This window comes from Acinetobacter sp. 802_lipA (assembly GCF_058242885.1).
The window spans coordinates 144,920-157,511 of the sequence record NZ_JBZAYP010000002.1 but is presented as its reverse complement, the minus strand read 5'-3'; the positions used below and the strand labels follow the sequence as shown (position 1 = coordinate 157,511).

The 12,592-nt window shown below is 42.5% G+C and carries 6 protein-coding genes and 1 pseudogene; 6 read left to right on the top strand and 1 reads right to left on the bottom strand.

The window, feature by feature from the left end; translation table 11 throughout:
• The first annotated feature begins 5 nt into the window (after window positions 1-5).
• The 4 genes from pglX to brxL are packed head-to-tail and all read left to right on the top strand — an operon-like array spanning window position 6 to window position 10,151.
• Window positions 6-3,521, top strand: coding sequence for a BREX-1 system adenine-specific DNA-methyltransferase PglX (pglX, locus tag AC4CU3_RS18445; protein WP_279044562.1), 3,516 nt, complete (start codon window positions 6-8; stop codon window positions 3,519-3,521).
• A 2-nt stretch (window positions 3,522-3,523) separates the two neighbouring features.
• Complete coding sequence (locus tag AC4CU3_RS18440) at window positions 3,524-5,464, top strand: DUF262 domain-containing protein (protein WP_490738482.1); 1,941 nt, start codon at window positions 3,524-3,526, stop codon at window positions 5,462-5,464.
• Entirely contained in the window at window positions 5,461-8,082 is a 2,622-nt protein-coding gene (pglZ, locus tag AC4CU3_RS18435) for a BREX-1 system phosphatase PglZ type A (protein ID WP_005401822.1), read from the top strand. Before AC4CU3_RS18440 ends, pglZ begins: the two co-directional genes overlap by 4 nt.
• Before the next feature lie 29 nt (window positions 8,083-8,111).
• Complete coding sequence (gene brxL, locus AC4CU3_RS18430) at window positions 8,112-10,151, top strand: protease Lon-related BREX system protein BrxL (protein ID WP_005401821.1); 2,040 nt, start codon at window positions 8,112-8,114, stop codon at window positions 10,149-10,151.
• 123 nt (window positions 10,152-10,274) lie between these two features.
• Here the strand turns inward: brxL and AC4CU3_RS18425 are convergent.
• Window positions 10,275-10,511 (bottom strand): annotated as a pseudogene (locus tag AC4CU3_RS18425) (hypothetical protein); the annotation flags it as partial.
• Between the two features lie 289 nt (window positions 10,512-10,800).
• Here AC4CU3_RS18425 and AC4CU3_RS18420 point away from each other — a divergent pair.
• Complete coding sequence (locus AC4CU3_RS18420; protein ID WP_227591950.1) at window positions 10,801-11,217, top strand: cation efflux protein, CzcI-like; 417 nt, start codon at window positions 10,801-10,803, stop codon at window positions 11,215-11,217.
• Between the two features lie 48 nt (window positions 11,218-11,265).
• Window positions 11,266-12,591: a TolC family protein gene (locus tag AC4CU3_RS18415; protein ID WP_039890888.1), complete on the top strand. Its 1,326-nt coding sequence runs from the start codon at window positions 11,266-11,268 to the stop codon at window positions 12,589-12,591.
• The last annotated feature ends 1 nt before the right edge of the window (window position 12,592 follow it).

The window sequence follows — 12,592 nt, the reverse complement described above, 5'->3', positions numbered from 1 at the left end:
GAACTATGAACACCAGCAATATTAAAAAATACGCACCGCAAGCACGTAACGATTTTATCGCAGCCATGCGCAAGCAGGCCGCCAAATACGGCATCACCGCAGACAGCATTTTACCGGCAGAACAGAAAGGGGACTTGCTGCTGATTGGCGATCAGGTTTTTCCGCTATCAGTCATGAAACCACGTGAGAAGCTGATCAAACGCATTCAAACCAGCAGTTTTGAGCAGACGATTGATTATATCGCTTACAGTTGGTTTAACCGCCTCTGTGCGATTCGTTACATGGAATGCAAAGGCTTACTGGATCATGGCCGCCGTGTATTGAGTAGTGCCGATGGCAGTTCAGGCTTGCCACAGATTCTGGAAGAATGTCTGGATATTGACCTACCAGGTTTAGATGCCAGCCGTGTGGCTGAGCTTAAGCTGGATGGCAATAAAGACGAAGAACTCTATCGGGAGCTGTTACTGGCGCAGTGTCATGCGTTGAATCAGGTCATGCCACTCCTGTTCGAACAGGTCTCTGATGAGTCAGAACTGTTACTTCCTGACAATTTAACCAAAACCGATTCCTTGATCCGTGATTTGGTGAGCAGCATTCCGGAAGAAGACTGGTCGGATGTACAGATTATTGGCTGGCTGTATCAGTTCTATATTTCTGAAAAGAAAGACCAGGTGATTGGTAAGGTTGTTAAAAGTGAGGACATTCCTGCAGCGACACAGTTATTCACCCCAAACTGGATTGTGAAGTATTTGGTGCAAAACAGTGTTGGTCGTCTATGGATGATGGCACAGCCGGACAGTACGCTAGCGAGTAGTTGGGAATACTATATTCAGCCAGCGGAACAGACCGATGAAGTCAATGCACAGCTAAAACAGCTGATTGATGCGCGGATCAGTGAAGATGGCGATAGCTTAAACCCTGAAAGCATTACAGTACTCGATCCGGCTTGTGGTTCGGGGCATATTCTGGTGGAAGCCTACGATTGCTTAAAAGCGATTTATTTAGAACGTGGTTACCGTAGCCGTGATATTCCACGTTTGATTCTGGAAAATAACCTGTACGGCATTGATATTGATACCCGTGCTGCGCAGCTCTCTAGCTTTGCACTATTAATGAAAGCACGTGAGGATGACCGCCGTTTATTTAGCAATCCACCGAAGCTGAATATTATTGCGCTACAAGACAGTCAGCCAGAACGACTGGAAGCATTCGGTCAGGATTTGGCAAATACTGGTATTGCACAGGCAGATTTAAAAGAATTATTAGACCTATTTGAACATGCTTCGACCTTTGGTTCTTTAATTCAAATCCCTCAAACATTCGCTAAAAAGCTGCCTGATTTAGAAAGCAAACTGAATACCGCTTTAGAGTCAGGGGATATTTTTGCACAGCAGTCAGCGCAGGAGCTGTTACCTTTAGTACAGCAAGCTAAATTACTCGCTAAGCAATATGATGCCGTGATTGCGAATCCGCCGTATATGGGCGGTAAAGGCATGAATACAGCACTGAAAGATTTTGCTAAAAAGAAATTCCCTGACAGCAAGTCAGACCTATTTGCCATGTTTATTGAGCGTGGTTTTAACTGGTGTAAGGACAATGGCTTTAACAGCATGGTGACCATGCAAAGCTGGATGTTCCTGTCCTCTTATGAAGCGATGCGTGAAAAACTATTACAATATCGCACGATTCAAACGATGGCTCATTTAGGGGCGCGTGCATTTCCAGAAATTTCTGGTGAAGTAGTACAAACGACTGCTTTTGTCATGCAAGGCAAGCATTTAGATGGTTTTAAGCCAGTATTTTTTAGGCTTGTTGATACAGCACAAGATTCTAAAGAAATTGAATTAAAAGCAGGCTTAAATCGATTTGATTCAACTGTTCAGGATGATTTTAAGAAAATTCCGGGTAGTCCTATTGCTTATTGGGTGAGTGAAAAGGTAAGGGAAATTTTTGAAACTAGTCCTTCAATGGGTGAAGTTGCCGATGCTCGCCAAGGCCTTGCAACAGCGGATAACAATCGATTCTTACGTTTTTGGCAAGAAGTTAATATTCAGAGAGTTGGTTTTGGTATTGAAAATCGTGAAATAGCCATAAGATCAAGAAAAAAATGGTTTCCATATAATAAAGGTGGAGATTTTCGTAAATGGTATGGCAATCAAGAATATTTAGTAAATTGGGAGAATGATGGTTTAGAAATTCGTGAAAATGTAGATGAAAATGGAAAACAACGTTCACGACCACAAAATACAGAGTTTTATTTTAGACCATCGGTGAGCTGGTCAGATGTAACCTCATCGACTAATGCTTTTAGATACTTTCCACATGGTTTTATTCATGATGTTAAAGGTCAGTCCGCATTTAGTAATTCAGAGGCTGAAAGATACAAGTTACTTAGTTTGCTAAATTCTAATTTTATTAAATATTTAATGCCAATATTAAATCCTACTATATCATTTCAAGTTGGTAATTTTAATCAGTTACCATATTTAAACTTGAGTAGTGATATTAGCCGAAACATTCAAATTGCAAAATTAGACTGGGATTCCTACGAAACCTCATGGGACTTTACTCAAAACCCTATCATTCGTACTCAGCAGCCAAATCTAGAACAAGCCTTTCACACATGGCAACAGCAAAATGCTGATGCCGTGGCTGAAATGAAACGTCTTGAAGAAGAAAACAACAAGCTATTTATTGATGCTTATGGTTTACAGGATGAACTCACACCAGATGTACCGGATGAACAAATCACCCTCACCCGTGCCAACCGTGAAAAAGACAGCCAGCGTTTAGTGTCTTATGCTATTGGTTGCATGATGGGGCGTTATAGCTTGGACGAACCAGGTTTGATCTATGCCCATGCAGGCAATCAAGACTTTGATGCCAGTCGTTATCAAACATTCCCAGCCGATGCAGATGGCATTATTCCACTGACCGAAATGCACTGGTTTGAAGATGACGCAACACATCGTATCCAAGAGTTCTTAACTGCTGTTTGGGGTAAAGATACGCTGGATGCCAATATGCAGTGGTTGGCAGAAAGCTTGGATAAAAAAGCCAGTGAAACCGCTGAAGACACCATTCGCCGTTACCTAGCCAGTAAGTTCTATAAAGACCATATGCAGACCTATAAAAAGCGTCCAATCTATTGGTTATTCAGCAGTGGTAAACAAGGGGCTTTCCAGGCGTTGGTGTACTTGCACCGCTATAACGAAAGTACCTTGGCACGTATGCGTACTGAATACGTCATGCCGCTGATTTCTAAAATGGCGGCTATGGTTAATTCTTTGCAAAGTGAAATCGAAAACAGTGATTCCGCTGCTGAAATTAAACGTAAAGAGAAAGAACTACAAAATCTGCATAAGCAACAGGCTGAACTGAGTAGCTTTGAGGAAAAACTGCGCCATTATGCCGATCAGCGTATTTCACTGGATCTGGATGATGGGGTGAAAGTGAACTATGGCAAGTTTGGGGACTTGTTGGCTGAAGTCAAAGCGATTACGGGGGGCAGTGGGGAATAATCATGGAATTACAAAGTCTAAATAGTATTTTTAAAGAACGAATTTTACGAATTCCTGACTATCAACGGGGCTATGCTTGGACTACGACCCAATTGGAAGATTATTGGGAAGATTTACTACAGCTTGATCCTGAAAGAATACATTATACAGGTGTTATTACACTTGAACCTGTACCTGAGAAAATCTGGTCTAAATGGACAAATGATCAATGGCTTATAAAAGATTTGGATTATAAGCCGTTTTATGTGGTGGATGGACAACAACGTTTGACTACATCAATGGTACTGATTCAGGCAATTATTGAATCAATTCCAGATGGCGAGTTAATCGCCTCACAATCAGTTGATAAAATTAAACAAAAATTTATTTTATTAAAAGCGGATGACAATATCCGCGAAAGTTACATTTTTGGCTACGAAAAAGATAATCCAAGTGATGAATTCTTGAGAACTAAAATTTTTGGGATGTATTCACACACCTATCAGCAACAAGAAACCCTTTACACTCGTAATTTGAAAAATGCAAAAGAGTTTTTTAAAGAACGGTTAGCTGTCTTATCACTAGAAGATAAAACTGCACTATATAAAAAATTAACTCAAAAATTTAAGTTCAATCTTTATGTGATTAATGACGAGATAGATGTATTTGTCACCTTTGAAACGATGAACAATCGTGGTAGGCCTCTTTCTAGTCTAGAGCTACTAAAGAATAGACTGATTTATTTATCAACACTTTTTAAAGACAATACGGGTAAAGACAAGCTGAGATCCAATATCAACGATGCTTGGAAAACCATGTATGAATATTTAGGAAAAAATTCAGATGCTCCATTAAGTGATAATCTTTTTCTTCGTAACCATTGGACAATGTATTTTAAGTACACACGAAGAAAAGGCGATGATTACATTAATTTCTTGCTCAATGAGAAATTTAATGCGCGGAACATCACACATCCTAAAACTGCAGATGATGCTTTAAAAATCGAAGAGATTTCTGAGTATGTAAAAAGTCTACAACAATCAATTATTTATTGGTTTTACATTCATAATCCTTCCTTTGATCAATCTGATAATCTGACCGATTTGCAACGAAACTGGTTAGATCGATTGGAACGTTTAAGTTTCCGTTCTTTTAAACCTCTAATTCTTTCTGCATTTGTTTCGAAACAAGATCCGGTGAGAATTGTCGAGTTGTTGCAAGTAGCAGAGAGATATAACTTTACTTTATTTAATTTAAGTCAGCGTCGTTCAAATACAGGTGATACCGAACTTTTTGCTATGTCGAGAGATTTGTTGACAAGTTCCATAACAATTGAATCGGTAATAGAAACGATTAAAAAATTAATCAGCCACTATTATGATCCACAGAAATTTTTAGCCTATATTGATGAAAAATATGAGCTTGATCGAGATGGATTCTATCATTGGGATGGTGTTCGTTATTTTCTCTACGAACATGAACAATGGCTTAGAGAGAAAGGTAAACAATCAACAAATAAATTATCTTGGGATGTAGTTAAATCTAGCCAAAAAGATTCTGTAACCCTAGAACATATTTTCCCACAAACGCCAGATGACCCATATTGGTTGAAGCATTATGCTCACTTAGATGAGCAAAAACGACGATATTTAATTCATTCCTTAGGAAATCTACTTCCTTTATCCCGTGCTAAAAATTCATCATTGCAAAATGTGGCTTTCCCGTTAAAGAAAAACGATGATGATGGGGTCGGCTATTACAATGGATCAGTATCTGAAAATGAAGTAAATACAAAACAAGATTGGACACCTAAAGAAATTAAAGAGAGAGGTTTAACTCTATTAAAGTTCATGGAGGAGCGCTGGGAAATCACGTTAGGTGATCAAGATTTTAAAGAAAAGCTACTTCATGTTGATAGCATCCCATTTCCTGTTGTAGTGGCAGAAAAAGAGGTGACTGCATGAATCTGGATCAGCTACAGAAGGGTCTGGAACAGGCTTTCTACACTGAAAATCACCGGATTGTCTTCTGGTACGATGCGGAACAATCTTTCAGTGATGAAATACAGGCGTTAAAACTGAAAGATGTCCAGATTCTGAATATGGCAGAAGAGTCGAGTTTGGCGATCAAGCTCAAACTGGAACTGCAAGATCAGCAGGGCAAATACTTGCTGTATTTCCCCAGTGCTGAGCCTGAAACTGAAAAAGACTGGTTACTGGACATCAAGCTGTATTCACGCAGCTTCTATGCCGATCGTTTCTCGATTATTTTCAATGAGCTGGGTTTACAGCAGCAGAGTCTAAGAGAACATCTGGCCAAACGTGAAGAATTCCTTAAAGCCAAAGCCCGTCTGAGTACATTGAAACGCTATATCCAGCCTGATGCAGATGCACAGGATCTGGATATGGCGATGATTGCAGCTGTGGTCAAGGCCGACAGTGCCGAGCTGATGCATATCGTTCTGGCACTGGCAGATGAAATGGTACAGCAGAATCTGGGGTTGGAAGTAAATCCGGAATCCTTTGCTGAACTGGAAAAATTCCAACTGGTGCCGGCTTTGGTCACCGCATTACAGGCGGAAATTGGTTATCCAGCATCGGTTGAAGAATTGAATGGGGAAGCACCATTCAAGCTCGGTACGTTCTTTATCCGTTTGATGAGCACAGGTTTCTGTGAAAGCCTGGGCGATATACCGCTATGGGCTCAAGAACTGGTGATGTCATCTGTCAGCTCCCGTGCGACGGCTAGAGCCTTCTTGTCACGCTGGAGAGACAGCTCCAAATACTACCCAACCTTTGATAAGCTTTCCCAGAGCGTGGCCAATGCACTGCGGATCCAGGAGAAGGTCGGGGCCTTTGATCTGGAGCAGCTGCTCGATGTCATGACTTTTGAAGTGATTGAACAAAAGATCATTGTCGATCTGGCCAGCCAGATCCCTGCAGCAACCAAAGCTGAACTGGAACATTTCAGAACGATTATTTCTACCCGTCTGGATGGCTATTGGGCGTCCAAACATAAGGACGATGCAACCCGCCGTAAATACCGTACCGTCTATACCGCGTTGCAGGCAGCCATTGACCTGTTCAGCCTGCGACTGCAGTTTGATGCCGGTTTCTATTTCGACTCTAGCGAAGCCTTGTATAAAGCCTACGAGCAGGAGTTGTATCGCTTTGATATGGCCTACCGCCACTACAGTGCTGCTTCTCAACGCGCTCATGTCGATATCCTGAAAAAACTCGATGAAGAAGTCGAAAATTGCTATTCCTACTGGTTTATTGACCACTTGGCACGAAACTGGGGAGAGCGAATTGAAGCTGAGCAACGCTTGAATGTCTGGAAAGTGGCAGATATCCCAAACCAGCAGAACTTCTACGATATTCACGTCAGACCCTTACTCAGTTCTGCAACGAAACGCCGTATTGTGGTAATTATCAGTGATGCTTTTCGCTATGAAGCTGCGGTAGAGCTGCGTGATCGTATTAATGAAAAGCGTTATTCCGAAGCGACCTTGTCTTCACAGCTGGGCGTTGTCCCAAGTTACACCACACTTGGCATGGCCTCGTTGTTGCCGCATCAGACTTTGGAGTACAAAGAGGCCGCAGGGGATGATGTTTTAGTAGATGGGCAGTCCAGCAAAGGGACTGCAGCACGATCCAAAATTCTGGCTGCCTATAATGGATTGGCGGTTACCGCTGAAACGGTAAAAGGCTGGTCGCGTGATGAAGGCCGTGAAGCACTTAAAGACCATGAGCTGATTTACGTTTATCACAACGTGATTGATGCACGCGGTGACAGCGCCTCGACAGAATCAGAAACCTTTATGGCGGTGGAACATGCCATTGAAGAACTGACCGAACTTAGCCGCAAAATTTTAATGCACTTTAATATTTCTACCCTGTTGATTACAGCCGACCATGGCTTCTTGTTCCAGCATAAACTGGAATCTGCGGATCGTTCAAGCTTGACTGAAAAACCTGCCAATACATTGAAGAGCAAAAAACGCTATGTGATTGGGCATGGTTTACCAGAGAGCAAGGAAGCCTGGAAAGGCTCAACCCAAGCTACGGCAGGCACATTATCTGCGACTGATTTCTGGATTCCAAAAGGGGCGAACCGTTTCCATTTCGTAGGAGGCTCACGTTTCGTGCATGGCGGCATCATGCCTCAGGAAATCGTAGTGCCGGTACTGACGGTAAAACAGCTACGTGGTGAAAAGGCTGGACAGCGGACCAAGCGTAAAGTTGAGGTCATTTCTACCAAATCCACGCTGAAGATGGTCAATAACATCCAGAAGTTTGATTTGATGCAAACCGAAGCTGTCAGTGAGCTGGTCATGCCAGTGACTTTATCCATTGCCATTTATGATGGGGATCTTAAAGTTTCCAGTGAAGAAACTTTGACTTTTGATAGCAGTACCGACTCTGTTGCCGATCGGGTCAAACAGGTCAGATTGTCATTGTCTGGCACTGATTTTGACCGTAAGAAAGATTACTTCCTGGTACTGAAGGACAAAGACCTGAATATCGAGATGCAGCGCTATAAGGTCACCATTGATCTGGCATTTACCGATGACTTCTTCTGATAACGAATTAACGAAAGAGCGTAGCCTACATGGAATCTGCTAACGATAAAGAACTGGATCAGCTGCTGAATGAACACTTTGCTGGGCGGGTGGTACGTAAGGATCTGACTAAACTGATCAAAGAAGGGGCCAATGTCCCGGTCTATGTACTCGAATACCTGCTAGGGATGTACTGTGCCTCGGATGATCCAGAGATCATAGAGCAGGGACTACGTAACGTAAAGACCGTGCTGGCAGAGAACTATGTACGACCTGATGAAGCTGAGAAGGTGAAATCCCTGGTTCGTGAGCGTGGCAGTTATAAGGTCATTGATCGGGTGACTGTAAAGCTGAATGAGCGTAAAGACAAATACGAAGCATCATTTAGTAATCTGGGCATCAAAGATGCCGAAATCTCGGCAGGCATCGTCAAAGAGTATGAAAAATTACTTGTTGGTGGTATCTGGGTCATTGCTACGCTCAGTTATTATTTTGAAGAAGGACAGACTAGTTCTCCATTTGGGGTGAGTTTACTCAAGCCGATTCAAATGCCGAATATGAATATGGAGGAGCTGTTCAACGGACGAGCAGCATTAAGCACGGATCAGTGGCGCGAGAGTTTAATCCGTTCCATCGGCATGGAACCGGCTTCGTTAAAAGAGGACGTGCAATGGCACCTATTAGCGCGTATGGTTCCGTTCGTTGAAAATAACTATAACGTCTGTGAACTGGGACCACGCGGTACCGGGAAAAGCCATATTTACAAAGAGTGTTCACCAAATAGTATTTTAGTCTCCGGTGGGCAAACGACTGTCGCCAACCTGTTCTATAACATGAGTAGCCGCCGTATTGGTCTGGTTGGCTTATGGGATGTGGTAGCTTTTGATGAAGTCGCCGGTATTTCCTTTAAGGACAAAGATGGCGTACAGATCATGAAAGACTACATGGCCTCAGGATCTTTTGCCCGTGGTCGTGAACAGATGGAAGCCTCAGCTTCGATGGTTTTTGTGGGTAATATCAACCAAAGCGTGGAATCCCTGGTCAAAACCAGCCATCTATTGGCACCTTTCCCGGAAGCCATGATTGATTCGGCATTCTTCGATCGTTTTCATGCTTACATCCCCGGCTGGGAAATTCCCAAGATGCGCCCGGAGTTCTTCACCAACCGTTATGGTCTAATCGTTGATTATCTGGCTGAATTCTTCCGGGAAATGCGCAAGCGTAGCTTTGCAGATTCCATTGAGAAGTACTTCAAACTCGGAAATAACCTTAATCAGCGCGATGTGATTGCCGTTCGCAAGACGGTTTCTGGATTGATGAAGCTGCTTTACCCACACGGTCAGTTTAATAAAGAAGATGTACGCCAATGTCTGGAATATGCGCTGCAGGTACGCCGTCGGGTCAAAGAGCAGCTGAAAAAAATTGGTGGCATGGAATTCTATGATGTGCATTTCAGCTATATCGATAATGATACCTTAGAAGAACATTTTGTTTCAGTCAAAGAGCAGGGTGGAGTTGGACTTATTCCCGAAGGTCCAGCCAAGCCAGGTTTCTTATATACCATTGGCCTTAGTAATAAGGGCATGCCAGGCTTATACCGCTTAGAACTTCAAGTCACTAAAGGTTCAGGAAAGTTGGCGACATCTGGCTTATGGAATTCAAGCAGTGCCAAAGAACAGGTCAAGATTGCTTTTGATTACTTCAAGGCCAACGCCTCTCGGATCTCGGGGGGCAGTAAGGTACTGGAACATGACTTCCACTTACATGTGGTGGAGTTACAGAATACCGGCCCGCTCAGCCATCTTGCTCTGCCAAGTTTAGTGGCTTTCGCTTCTGGCCTCTTAGGACGATCGGTTCAAAGTCAGATGGTGGTACTGGGTGATATGAGCTTGGGTGGTTCTGTGACACCGGTGGAAAGTATTGCCGAATGTCTGCAAGTTGCTTTTGATGCGGGTGCCAAGAAGGTTGCTTTGCCAATGAGTAGTGCGGCAGATATCCCAACGATTCCTGTGGAACTGTTTACCAAGTTCCAGACCAGCTTCTATGCAGATCCGGTAGATGCGGTGTTTAAAGGGCTAGGGGTGGATTAATTTCATATCTGTCTGGAAGAGTTACAGTAGATTGTTTTAAATTCAGTTTCTCAAGTTAAACACCATGTTGTAAAAGCATAATACTGCCTCTTTTAAAGAGCTAGTATTTTAGGGGGGATTACCCTTCATTTTTTCTTGATCAGATATCTGTTGTACTTTGACAGGATTTTGTTGATCTAAATATTTTTGATACCAAACACGCAATGTTTCAGGAGTACAACCGATTTTAGGATCAATAGCTGTGATTGCTGCCCAAGTAGAAGGATAATCTTTTTCAGATTCAATTAGTAATTGAACCGCTCTTTCTCTGATTTCAGGGGGCAATTTTACTTTGCCATTTGTAAGGTAAAAGGGGTCAATTTTAGAATGCCGTTGACAATGTATCGCCTTTTGAGTTTGAAGCAATGTACAATGATAAGATTAACCCGTTAGGTCAGGTGGCCTAACTTAAATAAAAAGTCTCCGACAAACCCGGTACGGTTCACTATCTATTGTTATTCTTACCTGAAATTGATGTGAGCTTATAGAGACAAGGTAAATTTGCAAAAGTGCCGGCTATTCAGTGTTCATTGAATGTTTAATTTAATTTATTAAGCTTGACCTTGGAGTGGCTCTAAGCCTTATACTTGGTACAAATTTTTCGATTGTTATGATGATGCGTTCTACTACATGGATTACAGTCTTGGTTGGATTGTTCATGTTCCAAAGCTTTTGGAATGTGGCGGCGGCCTTTTGTGTCCATGAACAACAGCCTCAATCACAGCAGAGTTATCATTTTGGTCATCACCAAAATACCTTGTGTGCCAGCGATAGTCGTCAACACGATCATAATGGACAGTCAGAAAACATAAAAACATTCAGTAGCGATTTAGAAATCGGTGAAGATCATCAAGATCATCTACCATCGATGACGCATTTGATTGTACAAAATGAAAAAGTAGATGTGTTTCATCCAAGCTCTGAAGTTAAAGTGAATCCACAATTTCATTGGAAAAACAGCTATCAGGCTCCTGACCTGTTTCAACAAAGCCCACCTCCCAAATTTTCCCCGCTCATGGTGGGGTAGCCTAAAACATTCCCACCACTTTTATTATTTAAATAAGTGGGAAAAATCATGTCTTCACAATCAATTATACTCTTGCGTCATAGCTTGGTTGCTTGTATATGTGCAGCGGCTATGCAATATAGCTATGCTGAAAACGTTACCAGCTTTGAATCCGCTTTAGCAAAAGTACAAAGTTACCAGACTCAAGACAAGCTGTGGCAACAAGTTCAGCAAATATCTGAATTGAATATTCAGCAAAGTCGGTTATGGCAGAATCCAAGTATAAGTTTAGAACAGTCTGGCTTTGGCTCAGGTCAAGAACAGGAATTCAATGTTGGCGTTAGTCAACCTCTAGATCTATTTGGTCAGCGTAAGCTGAACCGGGTGATTGCCAATACCTCGAATCAACAAATCCAATTGCAACAGCAATTATGGAAGGCACAAAGCCAACTGATTGTTAAATTTGCATGGTCGCAATTTGCACTTGCTGAGGTTGAGCAGTCTGCTTATTCAGTACAGTTAAAAACAAGTAAAGCCAATCTGGACAGTGCCCAGAAACGCTATCAGGCAGGCAGTATTGCCCTGGTTGATTTTGAGCGTACCCAAATTGAAGCGCTAGAAATCCAACGACTTTATCAGCAAGCGATGCTGAATAAACAAGCTGCCGGTCGTCAGCTGTCTAATTTGTGGGGGGGAGAAACATCTTCACATCTTCAATTGAATAAAACCGCTATCCCTTGGCCAGAGCAAAGTCTCCAAACTGTGCAACGGTATATTGCTGAAGGGTGGCTAGAAAAATTCTATGCCTTGAACATTCAGCAATCGGATCATCAAATTGAAAATTTAAGAATTCAGGCACGTCCCAATCCGACTTTAAATGTAGGCATGAAACGTAGCAAAACCCCTAATGAAAGCAACGATACGACTTTAGCAATCGGCGTGGCTATTCCACTGAATATTTTCAATCGCCAGCAATATGCGATCCCGATGGTCCAGCAACAGCAAATATTGCTGAACCAACAGCAGCAGCGTGAGCTGAAGCAACAAATACTCGATATTGCCAACAGCATGCATCAGCTCAAAGGTTTACGTAGCCAGTTCGATGCCACAACAGCACAAGTTACTTTGGCGACCAAAGTTCAGAGCCGTACTTTACTAGGGTTTCAGGCAGGGAAACTGTCCATTACCGACGTTCAGCAAGCAACCACCCAACTGCAGAATCTTCGATTGGGTCAATTACAAACTCTACGTCAAGCTTGGCAAACTGCCCTAGCAGCTGAGGCACTCAGTATTGGCACAAGTTATGAAGAAATTAGCCGTTCGGATGCCTATACACAACTGAATAAAAAGGCAGTCGAAGCATCGCAAAATTTAATCAATGGGGGAGCACGATAAA

Bases quoted from the DNA above. Each gene is read 5' to 3' on its own strand.
- AC4CU3_RS18415 (WP_039890888.1), top strand. From the start codon at position 11,266: ATGTCTTCACAATCAATTATACTCTTGCGTCATAGCTTGGTTGCTTGT.
- pglX (WP_279044562.1), top strand. From the start codon at position 6: ATGAACACCAGCAATATTAAAAAATACGCACCGCAAGCACGTAACGAT.
- AC4CU3_RS18420 (WP_227591950.1), top strand. From the start codon at position 10,801: ATGATGATGCGTTCTACTACATGGATTACAGTCTTGGTTGGATTGTTC.
- brxL (WP_005401821.1), top strand. From the start codon at position 8,112: ATGGAATCTGCTAACGATAAAGAACTGGATCAGCTGCTGAATGAACAC.
- AC4CU3_RS18440 (WP_490738482.1), top strand. From the start codon at position 3,524: ATGGAATTACAAAGTCTAAATAGTATTTTTAAAGAACGAATTTTACGA.
- pglZ (WP_005401822.1), top strand. From the start codon at position 5,461: ATGAATCTGGATCAGCTACAGAAGGGTCTGGAACAGGCTTTCTACACT.